Raw genomic sequence first — 21,150 nt, forward strand, 5'->3', positions numbered from 1 at the left:
GAGCCCTGTACACTGGTAGCTTTTTCCTAAATAGGCTACTCAATTAATTTCACTTATGCCATGAGCTTTAATGCACCTGGAGTAAGTTGCCATTGCTTCACCAAGCTCAAATGCTTTAAAAACAATAGGGTTTTTATTGTTTAGCCTTAACCCTCTAGTGAAGTAGCCTCACTTGATACTTTTTGAATAGCCGGCTTAAATTTGTTGACTGATGCAAAGACAGCATATGAGCGTATATTGGAGCTAAATAGCCACGCTCTTTTAAGCGTAAGAAGTCATTATCATCCAATGCATTCATACGCTCTGAAGTAACACAAAATACACCGGTTAATCGATGTTTGGTATTACCAGGTAAATCGACTACCACTACCTGCTCCTGAAAGAGTTCCATCTCAGTGAGGCAACGAATAAACTCTTTATTATTTGATTTCTGCTGATGAATTCCATTCAGTAAGTTTCTGGCCTGCAATAATGCATTTGTCGCTTGCCCCTCATCATCGAATAGCCTACTTCTATTTCCATCTAAGCTACCAAGTGAGAGAGAGGATGAATCCACACAAATTATTGGATTTGTTTCCAGTTGATCTTTGTAATGCAAGTAAAATGGATAAGCTCTCAATGTTGCCGGGATATAACCACCCAACCATTTATCCTGCTGAATAAAAAGATTCTGCCCCGGTTTTATACCTAATAAAGCACAACTTTCCAGGGCATTCTCTTCTTGAGACTTTAAAAATATGATCGGACATTCTCCAGCCAGAGCCGTGAACTCGGGTAGGTACACTTGACAGATATGTCGAGTTTCACTGTGTGAAATATCACCGGTTAACACACTATGCCGCCGATGCTTATTACTATTTAAAGCCACTATTATTTGCTTCACACTAGATATCCTTTACCTATTTATTCACTGTCTTTGCTGACTGGCACCCAACATAGAGCAGTAAAATTCAGGGCTGGGTAAAGAGGGGCAAAGCACGCTGGTTGGGGCTAGATGCTGTGATCCTTCGCAAGACCACAGACTGTAACTGGCGAACTGCTTACGACATACCTGTCCGAGCAACCCCGCGTAGCGCTTTTCGTTACCCGAGGCATCATTACTCGCGACAAAGAACTCACTCTGTGCTGCAGCTGTAGCCAGCTGCCCCAGTTCTACAGGCACCTCACTAAAGGCCTCGAACAACTGATCTGCATGGAGCATATTTTGCAGTGCGCTGACAGCCAATTCTGTAAGTTCCCGATACCACCTATCTGCATCTGGCATAAAGTTAATTATGTCCATAGAAGAAGGTAACGGTGCGGCGATAGTCAAAGGAAAATAACGCCCCACACTATCCACACTAGGCACTAGAACCCCTACCCAGGGGTTCTCATCAATGATTCCTTTACTGTGGGCAAAGCGCCAGACCGGACTGGTCAAATAATAGTCCAGCCAGTTTTCACCCATTATTTCTCGGGAGCCATGCACTGCACGCTGCAGCCATTCATCCCACACCCTGACGAAACTCGCTGGAAGCTGACGCTGGATAAAATCCCCATGCCCAGGAAGCTTGCCAAAAATACCTATGCTGCTTTGCAAGTTACTCACTCCCTACTACAGAGTCTCCGGGCACCGATAACCACGCAGTAAACTACGATCGAAAGGATTATTTACATTCGAAGCCACTAGTTTGAATTGTGCTTTCCGCCCTTCTTCAGAGAAGGTCACCAAACGCTCAGCATTGCTTCGCCCTGTCTCAAGATCTGAGCTTGCAAGAAGTCGATACCAAGCCCAATCTCCTTCGAAATGTTTACGGTGTACGGTTTCATTGAGATCTTCAAAGATAATCCGCACCCGATTACTCTCACCACCGCGCCATGTAAGTTTTTTACTGGTCTTGGGGCCATGCGAATAGGGAACACGCTGATCTCCCAGCTCAAGTTCAAACAGGCGCACACTGGAATCCAGCTTGGTTGGCTCTATACGGAAAGAATAAGCTGCGCTTTCTCCCGATTTAAAGAAGGTCTTACGAATCTTCTCCGCTCTACGCAGCTGGGACAGCGTTTCAGTTGAAAGGCTCATACCCTGCCCTTCCACATACTTCACTTTCCAATTTCTTGTATCGACGAAAGGCTTTAAGTATTCAGTAACAAACTTTTGCTCAATCCCCCCAGGCTTGAAGTATTGATTAAATTCAATAACTGGTACTTCCTGGTCCCGGTCACTGCGCAGCGGATAGCGATTTGCCAGGCTGCTGGCGTAGCTTTGATAAACTTGCTCACGCCATACCCGGTTTAGATGCCCCTTGGCTTTCGACATAACCAGAGCCCAAGTGCTGTCAGCAATTTCGGTCAGCCATTTATCAAAAGGCGCCGGCGCATTGGCCGCTTTGACTCTTAGCTGCTTAATCGCATCGCCGCCCCCAGCAAAACGGGCTTTGGCACTAGCGAACGCCGCTTCATTGGAGTCTGGAGCACTGTCAATTTCAGTCAGATATTCCTGAATCTTATTGATAGTCTGGAGATACTCCTGAACCCGTGCGGGTCTGCCTTTCTCGCTTTGTGTAATGCGCTGTATTTCCTCAAAGCGCACATCGACAATATTAGGCTTGTAGCGGTCCTTCAACGCCCCTGCCGCGCTATCCAGTGCCGCACCACCGAGTCGGCGAGTTGTACTGGATACCGGTAATGGCACCCCCTTGGCATCCACCGACAGCTCCGGTCGCAATGTCAGGCGTGTGTTATCCGAAGTAATTTCCGTGATTGCCAGTAATGGGGAATAAATGGGGTCTGACAGGGTTGAGAGAACCTCAAGCGCCTGGGAAGTGCTGTTGAATCTGCGAATGCTGAAACCGCCAAGGAAGGATTGCCAGTGCTGAAGATACTCCCCCAGATAAATACGCTTTACATCCTCGCCAAGTTTCGTCCGGTCAGCTTCGGTAAAGTCCTCACCACTGAGTTCCCCACCGTAGATCCAGCGCTCATCCGCCATAGTGGTCATCAACTGGGAATCTGCACCAAAGTCCACGTCCTTATAACCCGCCTTGGTATATAGGAAGGGGATACTAAAGCGTGAATCGCCAGCTCTCACACCAAACACCTGTTGGGTATCACCGCCGATTTCCTGATACAAGTCGACAGAGGTCTGCCCAAGATCGCTATTTTGTAATTGCGCAAACAGCCTTTGCGGCACAGGGATGCGTCGCAGCTGTTGGCGGGCGCGAGCCACTACACGCTCATTTTGTTGAACACTTTCAGGTATTGGGCGCGCCAACAATTGATCGAGGTGGTAGCGTAAATTATCTTGCTCCTGAGCTTCGCCGGGTAATTGGCGTTCCCAGCGGGCGCTGTAGTAGCCCTCAACGGTCGTGATGTCCAATTTGTCCGGGTTGAAGAACATTAGATAGGTTTTGAGGGTACTGACCAGTGCAGGGTCATCACTCCCCAAGCGGCTGAGGTTACTTTCAATATCTCGCAATAGCGCCGGTAAAAAGATCTCTTCAAGCTTTTGCCGGTAGAGGTTATCCAGCGTCTGATCTATACGGGTGTCATACAAGCCCAAATTGGAGATCCAGGGGTGCTCCTCGCGGTCATACACCGAAGTCGCCTGCCGCAAGGGTTCGAGCATCTGCAAAACATTCGCCGGTGTAGGCCTCTTGCCCTTAAGCTTTTCCTCGGCTTGCTCATAGGCCGCCAGGTGGTCATTGACTTCACCCATGGACAATTTGTTAGATGCGAGACTGCCACTCCAGAGAAAGATCGAACCCACAAATGCCGCAGCTAAAGTGACATATACCCCTCTGCGCAACCACAGGTTAGCGCTCTCTACCTTGCGATTGACCCCCACCAATTCAGCTTCGGGGAATACCACATCCTTGAGCAGGCGATTCAGGAAGAAACTTTTTCCAACCCCTTGGAATTTGGGCCCAACACTGCGCTCCAGGCCAAAATCCGCTGTTACCGAAGCCATCATACGGTCTACCGGGCTGCCCTCCTGGGTACCACTGGTAAAATATATACCGCGAACCATAGGCACAGTTTCATAGCGGTTTGGCTCGAAGGTCTGCTTGATAAAGTCCGCTAAAATATCTGACAAACTCTCCATGCGGGCGGGAAATCCCTGCAGCAGCGCGCGCTTCTCAACATTGCGCTCTTGGTGCACACGCCACAATACCCTCTGATTTAAGCGCTCAATCAGCTGGTTAAACTCGGCCCTGAAGTTATCCAACGGCGCGCCGACAGCGGCATTGGCTTCACGGGGAAAACTCATACCCCAGACCTGCTCGCGCTCCGCCTGTGAAAGGTTGTCAAAAAATTCACTAAAGCCCGCTACCAAATCACACTTGGTAAAGGTGAGGTAAATAGGGAAACGTATACCCAGCTCCTGCTGGAGTTCATTCACTCGCGAACGAATCGTCTTGGCCTGATGTTGGCGCTGTTCATCGGTCTGTACCATCAGGTCCTGCAAACTGATGGCAACCAGGGCACCATTAATCGGCCTGCGACGACGATAGCGTTTCAATAATCCGAGGAATGCTCGCCAGGCACTGTTGTCGTAAACCCGGTGGCTGTCCTGAGTGGTATAACGGCCGGCGGTATCGATCAAAACTGCATCGTTGGTAAACCACCAATCGCAATTTCTCGTGCCGCCAACTCCTCCCAGGGCTTCTTTACCGTGGCTTTGCGCCAGGGGAAATTCCAACCCTGAATTTACCAACGCAGTAGTTTTGCCGCAGCCGGGTGGACCAATAATGACGTACCAGGGCAGCTGGTACAGGGACACCTTGCCCTTCTCTGACTTAAAGCGAGCGTTGCGCAATACATCCATGGCCTCGCGGAAACGCCCCGATAAAGCCTCAAGCTCCTCGAGGGAATGCTCTTCATCCGGATCCTGGGTATCTTCCTGAGACTCTTCAATGCCCTTAATCAGAGCCTGGTTTTGGCGCCGTTCAACCAGCCACTGGCTCAGGTTCCACACCAACCAAATTGCGAAAATAAAAACGATGATGGTAATGCGAACTGTATGGGACAGTGTGGCGTTATCACTGCCAAACTTGATGTAGTCCGCCCCAAACCAAATCAGAACAGACAGGGCTGCGAGGCCGATAATGCCAAGCACCCATTTATTGGTAAAAAAGTCGCGCAAGCGTTTCATGAATAGCTCCATCTCCCGGGCTCAATCGGCACCGGATCAATTCGGTCCGAGTGTCACCCTTCCCCTTGCGGGGGCTCACTGTCACTGCCTGTTAATTCCACTACTCGGTCAGCCACAGGGGTAGTCGTTTCGTAAAGCCACCAGCGATAGCCGCTGTAGGTGGCAACCAACAACCCCAGTGCGACGCTCATAATCACCCACAAAGGCATGTAGTGAATCAGGCCTGACTTGCGCTCGACACAGCCCTGCCAGTGGGGAGATAGGTCGCGGTCCATTGCCGATTTGTGCTGCTCTATGGTCCGATAAAGCTCATCGCGAATCTGCTCAATCTGCTCGTGGCCCCGCTGCACCAAGCGATACTTGCCTTGAAAACCGAGACTGAGGCAAAGATAAAAGAGCTCTAACAACTCCAGGTGAGACGCAGGGGTTTCCAGCATACGCTGCAGAATGGAAAAACATTTCTCACCACCAAAAGTCTCCTTGTGGAACAGGCTGAGCAACGAGTGCTGACTCCAACCACTCGCCGTACCCCAGGGCGTAGTCAGCACCACTTCATCCACAACGGTACACAGCAGATAGCGCGCGGTAAGCACTGCCTCAGGGGCCAGACCCAGCTGTTTGGATTCCCGCTCAAATGCCTGAATTTCCTTGGTCAGCCGCTTGTGCAGATCCGGCACATTGGAGTGATTCATGGTTGTGCGCAGCTTGATAATCACCCCCAGCAGCTTGGAGGCTGCGGAGACCAGGGGATTCAAACTATTGCGAATCTGCATATCCGCTGAACTGCCGGGATTGGCAAAGAACTGCGGCTGTGCAGATGAACCAGACTGCACCGGAGCTGCGGCACCTGGAGTGGGAATCATTACGGTCCTGTCACCTGCATTAGGCGACGGTGGAGGGCTGAAGCTGTCGTTGCTCATATCAGTTATTCCTTATGGCCCAGAGCTCCATGGTCAGCCCCGGAAATTCCGCGCCGAGATGCACCGCAAAGCCCCCAGATCTCTGCATGGCCTGCCACAGCTCACCGCTGCGCTCCATTTCGAAATAGGTAAAACCCGCGTGATAGGGAATTTGTCTCGGCGCCACTGGCAAGGGGCGCAATGACAATCCCGGCAGCTGAGCGGAAATCAACTCACGGATAGCTTCCACTGGCGCCACTTTGGCCTGCGTGGGGAAACGACTGCGCAACAGGTCGCCGGGCATATCGGCTTTAGCAGCCATCACGAAGCTGGCCGTTTTCAGTAGCGAGGGATCGGAAACCGGGGCCACATAAATACCAAACTTTCTCTGCACCAATTCCATGGCAATAGCAGTCTGCTCCAGAACTGTAGAGAGCGACTGGCGCAGGGCTGAAAACAACCCAGCAAAGCTGAGTTGTAGGTTTTCGTGCGAGTAACTGGGGATTTCCGGCGGGCGCTTGGTCGATGAAGTAAATGTCGACAGCTCACCAGCCAATTGCAGCAACTCCACAAACAAACTGTGCGGGTGCAGGCGTGGCTGAGCAGTAATTTGTTTTAGCAGGGGTTCAAAACGATTAATAACCTGCAGCAACAGGTAATCGGCAATCTCTGCTGAGCCGCTGCGGCCACTATCACTCAGGCGGTGTCCCAGCGCGGAGCCGCGGTGATCCAACAGGCCTTTAACCTCTTCGATATAGGCTTTGATTACCGCTGAAGTCTCTGCATTCAATAGCGGTGGAATATAGTCAGAATCCAACTCGACCGGTTTCTCCGGCTGGCGCTCACGTATTCTGGCGATACCAATAGACGCGTACCCACTGAGATCATCGCTCTCAAGCTTGAGACACACTCGCAGTTTGCCCACCTGGATACGGGCAGACTCCCCAGAGGCTGCGGCACTATTGCGCGCATCGAAGTTTGCTGTCTGGTAGCGCGCCTGGGGAAAATCTTCCTGGTCACGGATGGATTCCTGGCTGCCGGGACGCTTCATCGGTACACATAGATAGACGATCTCATCGCGGGTGTTAACCGGCACATCCAGGACATCCGGTAGGATTTCATTTTCCGGTGCAAGAATTGGCGTACCATCGGGAAATATCGCACGTACACGGGATAGCGATATCTTCCCCATAGAGAGCGGTTCACTATCGATCGCCAGCTCCAGCACACCCCAGGTATAGGGCCCCAGCGAAGCTGTGCGAGCCTCAACTAACTGTTCGAGATAGCGGTCCTGCTGCTGGAAATGTTGAGGGCGTAAAAACATGCCCTCACTCCAGATCACCTTGTTGTTAACCGACATATGTCTTCCTTGTAAAACCCAATTCCACTTGAAGTGGGCTTAATTAAACCTGTGCTGAGCGACGCTCTATTTAGATTTTTCCGCTTCCTGAAGACGCTTCTTCATCAAGTCATAGTCTTCACTGGAAATTGTCACCGTGTCGCCCTTCTTCCCACTGGTATCGTTGCGAGATAGCGGTGAAACAATGCCTCGGCGTCGCTTGGCGATATTATCGAGTGTGCCGATACGCGTGTCGGCCAGGGCAATCTGATAACTATTCTTTTTGTGGTCGGTTATCGGCAGTACCATGAGTGCATCGGCTTTTTGATACTGCACAAATTCTGCCAATAAACCGATGTACTTCACTTCTGGAGTCAAAGGCAGCTCTTCCACACGCTGCTCACCAGGTGCGAACTCCTTCAGGATAACGGTATCAAGGAGATCCTTGCCGAGACGGGATTCCGCATTTTCATAAAGATTAAGGAAATCCTCTCGGGCAAACTGGCGGTCATCTGCCAGCATAAACACGCGCACTACCACCGGCGATGCACGACCATCATCATCCGGATTGACGTCACTGCGGATGTTGACCGAGAGCTCGACACTAGTATCCAGATTCAGGGTGCGCCTAGTTGTTTGGCACGCTGCCAGGCTAACTACCAGTATTCCGAGTAGGGTGAATTTCAGTAACTTTGTTATGGACACGACCAATTCCCTCTTCCGATCTATTAATTTTTCAGCTGTCTGGCATTCTTCAGCTCAGATAACTGGTTTTCATAAGTCACAGCAAACTCATCACCGAAAAGCTTGCGGTAACAAGCATCCGGATCGCCCACTAATTCCCGATACATCGTGCTGAAGCCCTCCCATTTCTTTGCATTCTTATTGCCGAATACACCAGAGGTATTCCCCAGGCGACGTTCAATATTGTCCGGGCTGAAATACTGCAGCATCGCACTGTAACCAGCGCGCATCCCCGCCAGCACCGCGACCTGGTGATCGGAGAGATCATCGAAACTATCCTGCACCGCCTCCTTGGGCTGTAAAAAAGCACCATTACCGGCGAACATCGCCTCCAGCGCATCTCTCTCCGTGGCACTGAATTTCAGTGGGTTATTCGCCTCTGTCTGGATCATAGTGCGCTGTACACGCAGCTCATTCTTGATACTGCTGCGCGCACGTAGGAGGTCGATCAGGCGGGAAACCGTTTCACGGACGATCTCCGCGGCCTGTTGATCGGCTATTTGTTGTTGCCCGGGATTCATATTCAGGCCCAGCGTTGCCGCCAGCACACTGGATACCGGAGGAACCGGGGCTGGCTGCACCGGCGCTACCGGTACTTCAGGCGCCGGGCTCTGCTGAACAGGAGTCGGTTGTTGCAATTGGGAAAAGCTCTGCCCCTGAGAGGCAAAACCCATAGGGCTTGCAGGAGGCGCCTGTGCAGTATCAAAGCCCGGTGCGCCCGCTACCTGTTGTCCCTGTATTGCCGCAAAAGAATCCGCAAAAGGATTATCCTGTGGAGCCTGCGGGGCTTGTGGCTGCATTTGTACCGGGGGTGGTGACACTGGCGCTGGGGCGAACTGGGGCTGCTGTTGGGCAACTGGCTGTGATGGGGGCGCAAGCGGAGGCTGAGGAGCTACCTGGGGTTGCGGAGCTGGCGCCTGGAAAGATTGCGGCTGAGGTGCTTGAGGCTGTGTGGAGGGAGGAGCCTCAAATGACTGGGCCGGAGTTTGTGGAGCAATTTGCACAGAGTGTTGATCTGCCGGCACATGGTCCTGGGCACTGCCATCTTTCCACCACTCATCATCGGACCATTGCCCTGGCGCCGCCTGCCCTTGGGGTTCGCTACCAAGTGAACCGAGTCCCTGCACATCTGACGCCCCGAAAGACTGAGGCTGCTCAAAAGCCGACATGGGGTCCAGTGGACCCGGATCTGCAGCCAGTAAATCATCCTGCGCGGGAGCACTCTGACTACTCTGTGGGACGTAACCCCATTCGCCAGACTGGGAAATATCGTTGCTACCACCGGGTTCCAACCAGTTATCCAGCTGCTTTGCCTCCGCTTGGCTCTGCATCTTGGCCATAGCACTGGCATTGAAGGTGGTGCGATCGGAAGTATCGAGAAAATCGGCACTGCCCAATCCCTTTGGCAGGTCACTTTCGGCCTGAGGCTGTCGCAACGTCACCTTGAGGCGATATTCACCCACATTGATGATATCCCCCTCGTTCAGAGGGAGTTTATTGCCTTTACCCAGCGGGTTATCGCCATCGTTATGATAGGTACCGTTAGTGCTGGTATCTGTCAGGAAAAATTGCCCATCACTGAAAGAAATTTGCGCGTGCTGAGATGAGACAACACGTTCGGGATCGGGTAGCACCCAGTAATTATCAGCAGAGCGCCCCAGACTACCCCCATCTTTAGTGAACAGCTTGGTGTGCTTGAGCATATTGGCCCCTGCGGGGTCGGCCAATACTGAGAGAATTAGATCCATGTCTTCCTGACTCACACAGTTGTTGTACTTCGCTCATCCGCTGGGACACAAACTACCAAAGAGAGCGAAAATGATTCGGGCACAATGGCCTTCCACACAAGAAATTCAAACCCGGCCTACAGAGAATGCCGTGACCGGGAAATACTTTTTAACTCCAGGGCCCTTTTAATTCTCCACCGGCGAGAGATCTCAAACTGGGGAGGACAATCTGATCGCGGCCCTGTACCGAGCGCATAGTACTCAGCCCCGCCTGACTAAACTCTGCTGCTGCACGATCGGTAAGCAACGCTTCAGCACAGGGGGTAATCCACTGTCCCTGGGGCAGTTTACGCAGATGCAAAGGCAGGCTTTCATAGGTTGCAGAGGTGGGAGCCTGGAATCTGCCGGTTGTGGAAAAACGCTGGCAGATAGCCAAGGCGAGCAGATAGGCACTATTACCCCACTGATAGTATTGGTGGCCCTGATCGGGGGTTAGTTCTTCAAAATCAAAATGCTCAGTGGTGGAGGTCTCACGGCCAAATGGCAGCCGTAACATAAAGCGGGGGGCTGCCAGTGCAACATACTCACTGGCGGAGTAATCCCGTACCGCCTGCCAGCTTTCGGCAAAGCGCTCACTCAAAGGATAATACCAATCATCTGGATCAACCGATCCTGCCAAGCTGGGACAGCCGGCCAGTTTGGTGTCCCCTCCGAGAAACAGAGTACTTCCAGCCGCTTCCGCAATAGTGGAGAGATCGATCAATAGATGCAGATCCCTCTCCTCGTCCGTAATAAAAAAGTCACCCAACACGAGGTTGTAGGGACGATCACCAGCGACTGTTTCACGCTCAACCAGTAATTTAAAAACCTGAGACTTTTCCAGATCGCTCTCAGCACTGGCAAAATCGGCAAGCAGCTCTTCCTTGCTGACATCAATCAGGTGCAGCTGCAAATTTGGATGTTCGTCTAGTCGCCTCATTAAGAAATGCAGACTGAGCCAGCTCGCCTCCAACTGGCGGAAATCACTATGATGCATCACCTTGCGCATAGTGTAAGAGGTCGCCTCGGCCAAGGCGTTTAAATACTCCCCTTGCATGGGATCCACGCTTTTTTGTACATAGGGGGCAACAATGTCCCTAATCAGTTGATCCACCTGGAAAGCACTGCCATTTTCCCTAGCCAGGCGCTCGCGACCCGCCGCGAGAATCTCATCAAGGATTGACTGCTCAGATGAATAATCCGCAGCCTCTTGCCCGGTTTCAGTCAGCTCCGGTTTCCACTGACGAATCTCCTCTGCGGCTTGCTGGAATTGGCCAGGATCACGCAGGCGTTGACCGAGCGCTATAAAATGTTTGAAAAGCGGTAGGCGGCTGTAGAGGTAATCTGGGTGTAAATCATCAAAACAAGGTAATTGCAGCGGCTCATCCATCACCGGCAACTGCAGGCTCACCCTAAGATCACTGAATACTCCTTCAAAAGTATCCCGGTTCAGCACATATACCCTGCGCTGAGCAATAGTCTCAGGCTCGCACTGACGACGGCTGGAGCGACCACTAAAATCGCCCAAGATTGCGACTTTTAGAATATCACTGCCATGGTCCATGGTTTCTTCCTTTTTATTTTTATCGCCGTGGATTTGAAATCCGGCAGCTATAGTGGCTTTGCTCACAGTTAATTATCCACAGGTAAAAAAAATACGCAGCACAACGAAACCCCTTGTACTCATCATGCGTTTTTATCTATTTGGTTTCCACTACTTGTTTTTCGATTTTATTCGATTTTCTTGGCCGTCCTCTTTTCAGCGGACGAACCCTCTGATTGGCGATTTGCTCAATCTTATCTTTAAAAGCATCTCCACCCAGAACATGTCCCAACTTAATGGTTTCAGCGATGTAATCCAGTAGCCGGCTATCAAAGCTATAGCGAAAAAGCTGGCGATAAGCCTGTGCACGTTGCCCAGCATTTTCACCCAAGTCGGTATATAAACGATGATCTTTAATCAAATTATCATGCTTAGTGTTTACATGATGATTGAAACTTGACCACTGATAATTTCCCAGTGAATCAGCAAGTCCCAAATAAAGAGGGCGCAGTTCCACATAGCGGTAGCAGGTCAGCAGGTAGGCATCGGAGTCAATCAAGCTGGATTTATAACGCCCTCGCCAAATGGTGCCGGAACGCTTGTAACGGTGATTGACAAACTGTACGTAACGACGCCCTAGAGATTGCATCATTGAAGGTATGCCATCCGGAACCCTCGGGGTGGCAATAACCTGAATCATATTGGGCAGCAGGACGTATGCATGCACATCCACATGGTACTGATCAGCAGCATTGCGCAAACTAATCAAATAATATTGATAATCCTCCTCATCAAAGAAGCACGGCAAATTATTGTGACCAACTTGCACAATATGCTGAGGGATATCTATTAGATTGAGCCTGGGCAAACGAGGCATTTTGCCAGCAAATCCTTTTTTATAAGGCGCAATGCCTTTCTAGTGATGAATAAAGGTTTTATTATCGCAAATCAGGGAAAAAAATTTCAAACTTAGTCTACTGCCAAGTTAACATGAACTCTGGTTAGTGGTTGTAATCATGTTACGCTGCATTTTGTTGCTATTTAAATAAAGGGGAGTTGCACCAGACATGGATCAGATAAGTCTGGCGGTCAACGGACGCACTGACATTGGTCAAGTTCGCGAGGAAAACGAGGATAGTATTCGCTGGTATGCCAGCGCCGACCAACCTTTCGCCTATATCGTGATAGCGGATGGTATGGGAGGATACACAGGCGGGGCCACAGCTAGCAAAATAGCGGCAGAAACCGTTCAATTCCATTTAGAAGATCTTTTAAAACATACCTTTCTCTCCTGCACACCCGAGCAACAACAATTGATTTTACGCGCGACTTTGATCGACGCTATCAACAGTGCCAACAACGCCCTCCTAAACACAAAAAATACCAACCCTCATTTTGCAAAAATGGGAACAACAATTGTTGTCGCTGTTATGTGGCACGATTTCCTGATCGTCGCGCATATTGGTGATTCTCGCGCTTATCTATGGAATAACTTCGGCTTACAGCGCCTTACGCGCGATCACAGTGTTGTTCAAGAAATGATAGACAGTGGTCAAATAAGCGAGGAGCAGGCACAGCAATCCAGTGTGCGAAATCACATAACCCGCGCTTTGGGCGTTTCCAATTCTGTAGAAGCAGAAATTAATAGCTGGAAATTAACAGAGAACGCTTTGCTATTACTCTGCACTGATGGCTTAACTGAATATCTGGACGATCATGCGATTGAGCGAGTGCTTGCCACTCACCGCCCTGCTCTGGAGTGTGTTTATCGCTTTATTGATGATGCCAACAGAATGGGAGGACGCGACAATATCAGTGCGGGTATTCTTGAATACTCCTCCCAACCCGCAGCGCAGATACTCGCACAAGAGCAGAGCGCAACCCAAAGACCAAAATCACCAGATGTAACTATCAGAAAAGCGCAACGATAAAACTGTTTGCCGGAAGCTGAAGAATGACACCGGAACGTCTCACCCAGCTGGTCCCCAACCTGCTCAAAGTCTTAAGCCCCTCCACAGCCACCTTCCCCCAGGGAAATCCTGCGGCAGCCTATCGCTGGGTGGAGGCTATTGAAGAACTTCCCGAGGCCCAAATTACTGACGGCCACCACCGACCTCTGTGGCCAGAACCACCTACTGTCGAGGTCAACACCTATACAATTTCAGCTGCACCTGAAGTCGAGCTGTTACCCGGAGTCAATGAGGGCCCAGTTCAATTTATTAATACTCCCGGTACCAACCCACTAGGGACTCATGTCCCCGCTCTTAGCCGGTGCCGTCGGGTACACGAACAGGTAATCATTGCAACCGGCGAACTGAACTTCGAATGTGTGGACCTCACAATACCGGGGCCACTGCCATTTTCTTGGAAACGATACTATCGCTCTAGTATCGATGAAGACAGTGGAATTGGAGCTGGCTGGCGTCATTCGCTGAGCGAACAGTTACTGGTGCAGGATAACCAAGTAGAACTGTTTAATGCCGAAGGCCGCAAGATTCAATTCCAATTACCCGCGATTGGGCACGGCTGTTATAACCGCTTCGAACGACTGCTGCTATTCCGGCAGAGTCTGCACAGCTATCGACTCTCCACCTTTAATGAGCCCGATAAAATTTTTCGCGCAGATGGAGTCAACAGTGCACTCCCGCTTACCGAGATTCGAGATCAGTTCGGCAATTCCCTAACCATTGATTACAGCGAGGGGTTACCCAGAAAAATTGTCTGCTCCTGGGGGCGGGTACTCGACTTCGAAAGCCGCGGCGGGCGCCTTACCAAACTGCTGAATAACCACGCTCCCGATGATCAGCGCAATCTGTGCAGCTATGAATTCCAGGGCGGTCTACTAACCGAAGTCCACAGTAACCACGATCTGGAGAGCTATCACTATCACGATTTATTGCTTGTGCAAGCGCACAGCGGTGTGAGTGGCAAGCGTCAATTTGAATACGACCTGCAAGGGCACTGCCACAGGCTGATACAAGAGGAATCGGAAACATTATTAACCTGGCAACACAACCGTGGGAATTGCCAGGTAGAAAATACTGAGCGAACTCCACAACAGCTGCACTTCAACCAGTTCGGCCAGCTCACCAAAGAGCGTCAAGGGCAGCGGCAAAAAAGCTGGCTCTACGACTGCTACGGGAATCTATGCCAGCAGATTAATGCCGATGGACAGCATACCTTCTTCCGCTACGATGAATTTGGCCGCTTACGGCGCATCACCGAAGGGAGCAACAGCAAGCGTTATTTATACAGTGAAGACGGCTACCCACAGGCAGTACAGTTAAGTGAACAACAATCATGGCTGTTCACTTACAGCGACAAGGGACGGCCACAGGCAATTATCGACCCAGAACAGCAAGAGTGGAAATTGCTCTATAGCGATCGCGGTTTGCTCTCGCAAATTACAGATCCCGAGGGCGGCTGCATTGAGTTTACCTGGGATGGCCAGGGGCAGTTACAAACGGTGCGCCGAGGGGAAAAGCAGTGGGGTTTCGAATACGATCACTGGCAGCGCATGACCACGCTGGTCGTCAATGGGGAAACTTGGCGTGAGTGGCGCTATGGCCCCACCGGCGAATTACGCGAGTCCCACATAGGCAGCTACCAATATGGAATCGATTACTGCGAGCGTGGCCAACCCCACGCCATCCATGCCAGTAGCAGCCAAAGCTTGCAGTGGGACTACGATAGCTGCGGCCGTATTTGCCAGATACATTTCGCCGATGGCAACCAATGGGCTTTACACCACAATACCCAGGGCCAGTTGACCCAGCTGCAAACCCCCACCGGAGATTACTATTGGCAATATGATGGACTCGGCCAACTGATCAGCCACCGCACCCCGGACGAGCGCCAACTCACTTGGAACTACAGCGTTGATGGCAGCCTAAGTGAATACTGTGATAACGACTGCCGTTGGTACTTCCACTATTACGACAGAGGCACCCTCGCCAGCATACGCAATAATAATGGCCAAATTAATGAGTTCCATTACGATACTGAAAAACGCCTGATTCAAGCTAACAATTTACATTCATCTGTCCGTTTTAAATACGACCGACGCAACCGGGTTATCGCCGAGAACCACGACAGCAGTGACGTGCGCGATTTCAGTCTGAGGTATCAGTACGATTCACGCGGCTGGTTGAGAAGCGCCAGCTCCGACAACCTCGACTTGGCCTACACGCTCACACCCTGTGGCGCGCTTTACGGTGTGGATGCCAATGGCGAGCCGGTGCTACGCAGTGAGTTCAAAGAGCAAAACACTATTCATATTCAGGGAGAAGTGCGCAGTACAATCAAACATCGGTTTGGAAGCCCTTTTAGTCTGGAAAGTGGACTCGCCCTCGCTTGGCAATTCGATAAGTGCCCCCCGCTACAGCTCACTACTCCAATACGCCAGACCGGGTTTCCCCAGGCACAAATCGACAGGGATAAGCGCGGCAACGTGGTCGCCGAGCGGCAAATTCCCGGGCGCAGAGATTATCAATACCAGTACGACGGTTGGGGGCTGATGAGCACCGCAGAATGCGGCGATTTTAAAACTCATTTCCGCTATGACCCGTTCGGGCGCCGTCTGAGTAAAACCTGCACCCATCGCAAATCGTCACGCCAGCGCCGGGTCACTAGCAGTTGGAGTGGCCTGGGCATCTGGGCTGAAGCACACCAGATCGATGGTAAATCCCGCGGCATTGGCCATTGGATAACACACCCCTTAAACGGATCCGTACTCTGCCACTGGAGCTCCGGCCGCTGTGAGTACTATCACACTGACTCACAGGGAAAACCGCTGGCTATTTTCGACGCACAGGGCACGGTGCAATGGTCTCAGGGAAAAGATGCCGAGGACAGAAATGGCCGAGCTTTTGGACAAACTCCTGGCCCCTGGCGCGGTATCGGCTTGATCGCCGATATTGAGACTGGCCTGTGGTACACCACTTCCGGATATTGGAATCCCGCCCTGCAAATGTGGCTGAACGGCTCAAGGATTTTCTCTCACACTACGTCCAATATGCCGCTAATCAGGCTCTAAAATCCTACTGGCGCCCCTCATCGGGGCCCACCCTGGCCTGCTCTATTCCCTAAACTTAGAGCTCTCAATTGCGAACGTAACCATGCAAGAATCCCCGAACTTTGAAATTGGCGGTATCGCAGTGGCCAAGGGGGAATCCCGCCATATAGACCTGCCTGTAGTCAGCCTCTACACCAATACAGAAATGGCCATACCCGTTTATGTACAGCGCGGTAAACGGGAGGGTCCCACGATTTTTGTCTGTGCGGCCGTGCACGGCGATGAGCTGAACGGCATCGAAATCATCAGCCGTTTGATTCAGAGCCGCAGTCTAAAATCCCTTCGCGGTAACCTGATTGCCGTACCTATGGTCAATGTCTACGGTGTGCTCCAGCACACCCGCTACCTACCCGATCGCCGCGACCTCAATCGCAGCTTTCCCGGTTCTGCCAAAGGCTCCCTGGCTGCGCGTATGGCCCATGTGTTTCTGCGTGAGATAGTGGCCAAATGCGATTACGGCATCGATCTACATACCGGGGCCGCCCACCGCAGTAACCTTCCCCAGGTACGCGCCAATCTCGACGACGATGTGACCCGTGCCATGGCCAAGGCTTTCGGTGTACCGGTATTGCTGAATGCATCGATTCGCGATGGCTCCCTACGCCAGGCGGCCGCAGATCGGGGAGTGAGAATCCTACTGTATGAGGCAGGAGAAGCCCTGCGCTTTGATGAGTTGTGCATTCGCGCTGGGCTGAAAGGAGTGACTAACGTTCTCAGGCATCTGGGTATGCTCCCGGTAAGGCGTAGACGCAGCTTGATAGAGCCCTTTATCGCTCGTAGCAGTGGTTGGCTAAGAGCCGGCGACAGCGGCATAGCCACCCACCTTAAAGCGCTTGGTGATCAAGTGTACGCAGGTGACCTGCTCGCCACTGTTGCCGACCCCTATGGCAATGAACTAGACCAGGTACGCAGTAATGGCGAGGGAATCATAATCGGCAAGCAGAACATCCCACTGGTGCAGGAGGGCGAGGCGATGTATCACATCGCCTATTTCCACGAACCCCAGGAGGTAGTTGAAAACCTCGAGTTATTGCAGGACAGCCTACTACCGGATGAGAACTTCTAGAGGCGCCCTACTGTTTCTGAAGCAACTCCAATACCTCTTTACTGGGAAAGCCCTTCTCCTCCACACCGGCGCTCTTCTCGAAAGCCTTTATCGCTTTTCGTGTTCCTGGACCAGCTTTACCATCAATCTCACCACTGTAGAAACCCTTCTGCTTCAGCAGTTTTTGCAACTGTTCAACTTGACTGCCGTCGAGCGGAGTAAATGGGCGGTTCCAGTCTTTCACCAGCGGCGCGCCGCCGCCAATACGATCCGAAAGTAAACCAATGGCTATAGCATAACGATCGGAGTTGTTGTAACGCTTGAGTACAAAGAAATTCTTAAATACTAGAAAAGCCGGACCATTGCGCCCATCAGGCAACTTCAGCTCCGCCACCGCTTTCTTACTTGGAAAGGGCTCACCATTGGCGCGCTTGACTCCGAGCTTCTCCCACTCCGCAACTGTCAATTTGCCGCCCGGCATTTTCTTGGCGGGAATGGTGACCTCATAGCCCCAGGGCTTACCTTTCTGCCAGCCATTACTGGAAAGTAAATTGGCAGCGGTAGCCAGTGCATCCGGCACCGAATTCCAGATATCACGCTTGCCGTCGCCGTCGATGTCTACAGCATAAGCTTGGTAGCTGGTGGGGATAAACTGCGTGTGCCCCATAGCTCCTGCCCAAGATCCAAGCAGGTGTTGACCTTCAACATCACCGGCCTGCAGGATTTTCAGTGCCGCCAACAACTGCTGCCGACCAAACTTCTTGCGCTGGGGATCTGCATAGGCCAGGGTCGCGAGAGAGCGGATTACACTGCGCATTACCGTCTCATTGCCAAGAATGCCTCCGAAGCTCGATTCCACCGACCAGATTGCCAGTAGGATATTGGGGTCCACACCGAAGCGCTTCTCGATTTTATCGAGCCAGGGCTGCATCTTCTCTTTTTCCCGCTTGCCCCGCTCGATAGCGCGCTTTTGCACACGGTTGTCGAAGTACTGCCACACCGGCGCCTTGAATTCCGGCTGGTAACTGGCTCTATCCAGCACCCACTGGTCAGGAGAGGTAATGCCTTTAAAGGCCTGGTCGTAAACCTGAGGGGAAATCCCATTCTTAATGGCCGTTTGGCGGAACTCCTTTACCCACTTTTCAAAAGCCGGGTCCGGCTTATCGGCTGCCTGAGCCTGTAGAGTGAATAACGTCAAACAGAGGGTAAGAACATAGAGCAGTGCGGGGAACCGTTGCAATTTGGGCATGGGAGTACCTTTGACACGACATTTCGCTCGCACAAGGTTAGAACGAGCCTCTCTCTTCCGGAAGGCGGATTTCTCCAATGGTGTCATCCGCTTGATCCGTCATTAATGGGGACAGTGGAGTCGAAAGGAAGTTCTGGTGATGGCGAGGCCCTGTGACCAGGGCCACAAAATCAGGGAATGACGTAAAAGAGTACGGCGAAGAAATGCAAAATACCGCCAGCCAGCACAAATAGGTGCCAAATAGCATGGTGAAAACGCAGGCTGCGCCACAAATAAAAAGCAATACCGCCGGTATAACAGAGCCCCCCCAGCACCAACAGCCATAGACCACCGGTCTCAAGACTATTCGCCAGGGGCTTGATTGCAGCGATAACCACCCAGCCCATCAGGGCGCTGAGGGTGATCGACAGTGCACGGATCTTTTTCAAGGGAGTGAACTGGATAATCAGGCCCAGCAGTGCCAAGCCCCAGATAATGCCAAACAACCACCAGCCCCAGGGCCCGCGCAGGGTCACTAGGGTAAAGGGCGTATAAGTACCGGCAATCAGCAGAAAAATCGAGGAGTGATCCAGAGTTCGCAATATCGCCTTGGCGCCTATATGGCTGACGGCGTGATAAAGAGTCGAGGCGAGGAAACAAAGAATCAGGGTGGAGGCATAGACACTGGAGCTGACGATATGCCAGGCATCCCCGCGCAGTGCGGCGAAACCAGTGAGAACACCCAAACCAGCAATAGCCAGAACGGCTCCGATACCGTGGGTTACGCTATTGGCAATCTCTTCAGCAAAGCTATAGCGGCTGGCAACGGAAACGGAAGAGGTCATAAATTGGCCCGATTGAATTCTGGTAGCGAGTGGCTTCAAAACCACTCGACCGATAACTTGAATCAGGTCTAATGATCAAAGGCCTCACTAAAAATAGCAAGGCCAGGATTTGACCATAGATTCACAAACAGGCTTTAGAGGCTTATACGCTCGCGTTATGGATTCCCATTTCACAAAGAGCGGAAGAGGCGCGAACGATCGTCTCGTTGCGGTCGGGACCTGTAGAAACAATATCTACCGGCGCACCCACCAGCTCTTCGATACGGGCGATATAAGCCTTGGCATTGGCCGGCAGGTCCGCCTCACGACGTACACCGAAGGTATTCTCTGTCCAGCCAGGCATGCTTTCGTATTCAGGCTCTACACCCTCCCAACCGGCAGCGTCGAAAGGTACCGGTACTTCTTCTCCGGCACTGTTGCGGTAACCGACACAGATCTTCACTTCCTCGAGACCATCGAGCACATCCAGCTTGGTCAGACACAAGCCGGAGATACTGTTAATACGAATAGCATGACGTACGGCAACCGCATCGAACCAGCCGGTGCGACGCTGGCGCCCGGTAGTGGCACCGAATTCATGTCCCTTCTCACCTAGGTGACGCCCTACTTCACAGTCGAGTTCGGTGGGGAAAGGGCCACTACCAACGCGGGTGGTGTAGGCCTTGGTGATACCCAGTACGTAGTCCAGGTAGAGAGGGCCAAAACCAGAACCAGTGGCGGTGCCGCCAGCAGTGGTATTGGAGGAGGTCACAAACGGATAGGTACCGTGGTCAATATCCAGCAGGGAACCCTGGGCCCCCTCGAATAGGATGTGCTCACCCTGTTCGCGGGCCTTATGCAGCTGGTCGGCCACATCGATGATCATCGGCACCAGTTGCTCACGCCAGATCTTAGCCTGCTCGAGAGTGTCCTCGTAGCTCACCGGATCGACTTTGTAGTATTCGGTCAGGGCAAAATTGTGGTAGTCAATCAGCTCCTTGAGCTGATTGCAGAAGTTCTCCCAGTTACACAGGTCACCGAGGCGCAGACCGCGGCGGGCAACTTTGTCTTCATAGGCGGGACCGATGCCGCGACCGGTGGTACCGATTGCTTTGGCACCGCGCGCCTTTTCACGGGCCTGATCCAGTGCCACATGCACCGGTAGAATCAGAGGACAGGCCGGGGACAGGCGCAAGCGCTTGCGCACTGGAACACCGCGCTCTTCCAACTCAGACATTTCCTTGAGTAATGCTTCCGGTGACAGCACCACACCGTTGCCGATCAGGCAGGTTACGCTGGGGCGCAGGATACCGGAGGGGATCAGGTGCAGTACGGTTTTCTCACCGTCGATCACCAGGGTATGGCCGGCGTTATGTCCGCCCTGAAAGCGCACCACCAGGGAGACCTGTTCTGTCAGCAAATCGACAATTTTACCCTTGCCTTCATCGCCCCACTGGGTACCCAGCACTACTACATTCTTGCCCATCTGTATCAATCTCTAACTCAGGTTTCGTTCTGCAGGAGGCCGAGAGGCCCCTACATCAATGAATCTTG

The 21,150-nt window shown here is 52.0% G+C and carries 15 protein-coding genes; 3 read left to right on the forward strand and 12 right to left on the reverse strand.

Going from position 1 to position 21,150, the window contains the following annotated elements; all coding sequences use genetic code 11:
• Positions 1 to 154: 154 nt before the first annotated feature.
• The 9 genes from ACJJIV_RS09600 to ACJJIV_RS09640 all read right to left on the reverse strand — a co-directional run bounded on the left by ACJJIV_RS09600 (position 155) and on the right by ACJJIV_RS09640 (position 12,302).
• On the reverse strand, positions 155 to 883 hold the full coding sequence (locus tag ACJJIV_RS09600) for a SapC family protein (protein WP_444891544.1): 729 nt from the start codon (positions 881 to 883) through the stop codon (positions 155 to 157).
• A 24-nt stretch (positions 884 to 907) separates the two neighbouring features.
• Positions 908 to 1,579, reverse strand: a complete 672-nt coding sequence (tagF, locus tag ACJJIV_RS09605; protein ID WP_444891545.1) for a type VI secretion system-associated protein TagF — start codon at positions 1,577 to 1,579, stop codon at positions 908 to 910.
• A 15-nt stretch (positions 1,580 to 1,594) separates the two neighbouring features.
• The gene (tssM, locus tag ACJJIV_RS09610) at positions 1,595 to 5,134 is read right to left on the reverse strand and encodes a type VI secretion system membrane subunit TssM (protein WP_444887807.1); all 3,540 of its coding nucleotides are present in this window, start codon (positions 5,132 to 5,134) and stop codon (positions 1,595 to 1,597) included.
• A 53-nt stretch (positions 5,135 to 5,187) separates the two neighbouring features.
• Positions 5,188 to 6,054, reverse strand: a complete 867-nt coding sequence (icmH, locus tag ACJJIV_RS09615; protein ID WP_444891546.1) for a type IVB secretion system protein IcmH/DotU — start codon at positions 6,052 to 6,054, stop codon at positions 5,188 to 5,190.
• A gap of 1 nt (position 6,055) precedes the next feature.
• Complete coding sequence (gene tssK, locus ACJJIV_RS09620; protein WP_444883473.1) at positions 6,056 to 7,393, reverse strand: type VI secretion system baseplate subunit TssK; 1,338 nt, start codon at positions 7,391 to 7,393, stop codon at positions 6,056 to 6,058.
• A gap of 66 nt (positions 7,394 to 7,459) precedes the next feature.
• Positions 7,460 to 8,077: a type VI secretion system lipoprotein TssJ gene (tssJ, locus tag ACJJIV_RS09625; protein ID WP_444891547.1), complete on the reverse strand. Its 618-nt coding sequence runs from the start codon at positions 8,075 to 8,077 to the stop codon at positions 7,460 to 7,462.
• Positions 8,078 to 8,100: 23 nt separating this feature from the next.
• Positions 8,101 to 9,879: a type VI secretion system-associated FHA domain protein TagH gene (gene tagH / locus ACJJIV_RS09630; protein ID WP_444891548.1), complete on the reverse strand. Its 1,779-nt coding sequence runs from the start codon at positions 9,877 to 9,879 to the stop codon at positions 8,101 to 8,103.
• Between the two features lie 133 nt (positions 9,880 to 10,012).
• The gene (locus ACJJIV_RS09635) at positions 10,013 to 11,512 is read right to left on the reverse strand and encodes a type VI secretion system contractile sheath domain-containing protein (RefSeq protein WP_444891549.1); all 1,500 of its coding nucleotides are present in this window, start codon (positions 11,510 to 11,512) and stop codon (positions 10,013 to 10,015) included.
• Between the two features lie 70 nt (positions 11,513 to 11,582).
• The gene (locus ACJJIV_RS09640) at positions 11,583 to 12,302 is read right to left on the reverse strand and encodes a transposase (protein WP_444891550.1); all 720 of its coding nucleotides are present in this window, start codon (positions 12,300 to 12,302) and stop codon (positions 11,583 to 11,585) included.
• 190 nt (positions 12,303 to 12,492) lie between these two features.
• On the opposite strand from ACJJIV_RS09640, the gene ACJJIV_RS09645 reads away from it, so the two are divergent.
• The 3 genes from ACJJIV_RS09645 (at position 12,493) to ACJJIV_RS09655 (ending at position 17,565) form a co-directional block, all read left to right on the forward strand.
• Positions 12,493 to 13,356: a Stp1/IreP family PP2C-type Ser/Thr phosphatase gene (locus ACJJIV_RS09645; protein WP_252084215.1), complete on the forward strand. Its 864-nt coding sequence runs from the start codon at positions 12,493 to 12,495 to the stop codon at positions 13,354 to 13,356.
• Positions 13,357 to 13,379: 23 nt separating this feature from the next.
• Positions 13,380 to 16,460, forward strand: a complete 3,081-nt coding sequence (locus ACJJIV_RS09650) for a DUF6531 domain-containing protein (RefSeq protein ID WP_444891551.1) — start codon at positions 13,380 to 13,382, stop codon at positions 16,458 to 16,460.
• An 82-nt stretch (positions 16,461 to 16,542) separates the two neighbouring features.
• Positions 16,543 to 17,565: a succinylglutamate desuccinylase/aspartoacylase family protein gene (locus ACJJIV_RS09655; protein WP_444891552.1), complete on the forward strand. Its 1,023-nt coding sequence runs from the start codon at positions 16,543 to 16,545 to the stop codon at positions 17,563 to 17,565.
• A 7-nt stretch (positions 17,566 to 17,572) separates the two neighbouring features.
• Here the strand turns inward: ACJJIV_RS09655 and ACJJIV_RS09660 are convergent, their stop codons facing one another.
• The 3 genes from ACJJIV_RS09660 to ACJJIV_RS09670 form a co-directional block, all read right to left on the reverse strand.
• Positions 17,573 to 18,793, reverse strand: a complete 1,221-nt coding sequence (locus ACJJIV_RS09660) for a lytic murein transglycosylase (protein WP_444891553.1) — start codon at positions 18,791 to 18,793, stop codon at positions 17,573 to 17,575.
• A 170-nt stretch (positions 18,794 to 18,963) separates the two neighbouring features.
• Positions 18,964 to 19,617, reverse strand: a complete 654-nt coding sequence (trhA, locus tag ACJJIV_RS09665; protein ID WP_252084211.1) for a PAQR family membrane homeostasis protein TrhA — start codon at positions 19,615 to 19,617, stop codon at positions 18,964 to 18,966.
• A gap of 142 nt (positions 19,618 to 19,759) precedes the next feature.
• A complete protein-coding gene (locus ACJJIV_RS09670) occupies positions 19,760 to 21,082 on the reverse strand; it encodes an adenylosuccinate synthase (protein WP_444891554.1) in 1,323 nt (440 codons plus the stop codon).
• Between the last annotated feature and the right edge of the window lie 68 nt (positions 21,083 to 21,150).

It is taken from the genome of Microbulbifer mixtoriginis (SeqCode), assembly GCF_052466765.1.

Excerpts from the sequence above, each read along its gene's own strand:
- tssM (WP_444887807.1), bottom strand. The coding sequence starts at position 5,134 with ATGAAACGCTTGCGCGACTTTTTTACCAATAAATGGGTGCTTGGCATT.
- icmH (WP_444891546.1), bottom strand. The coding sequence starts at position 6,054 with ATGAGCAACGACAGCTTCAGCCCTCCACCGTCGCCTAATGCAGGTGAC.
- tssK (WP_444883473.1), bottom strand. The coding sequence starts at position 7,393 with ATGTCGGTTAACAACAAGGTGATCTGGAGTGAGGGCATGTTTTTACGC.
- ACJJIV_RS09640 (WP_444891550.1), bottom strand. The coding sequence starts at position 12,302 with ATGCCTCGTTTGCCCAGGCTCAATCTAATAGATATCCCTCAGCATATT.
- ACJJIV_RS09645 (WP_252084215.1), top strand. The coding sequence starts at position 12,493 with ATGGATCAGATAAGTCTGGCGGTCAACGGACGCACTGACATTGGTCAA.
- ACJJIV_RS09650 (WP_444891551.1), top strand. The coding sequence starts at position 13,380 with ATGACACCGGAACGTCTCACCCAGCTGGTCCCCAACCTGCTCAAAGTC.
- ACJJIV_RS09655 (WP_444891552.1), top strand. The coding sequence starts at position 16,543 with ATGCAAGAATCCCCGAACTTTGAAATTGGCGGTATCGCAGTGGCCAAG.
- ACJJIV_RS09660 (WP_444891553.1), bottom strand. The coding sequence starts at position 18,793 with ATGCCCAAATTGCAACGGTTCCCCGCACTGCTCTATGTTCTTACCCTC.
- trhA (WP_252084211.1), bottom strand. The coding sequence starts at position 19,617 with ATGACCTCTTCCGTTTCCGTTGCCAGCCGCTATAGCTTTGCTGAAGAG.
- ACJJIV_RS09670 (WP_444891554.1), bottom strand. The coding sequence starts at position 21,082 with ATGGGCAAGAATGTAGTAGTGCTGGGTACCCAGTGGGGCGATGAAGGC.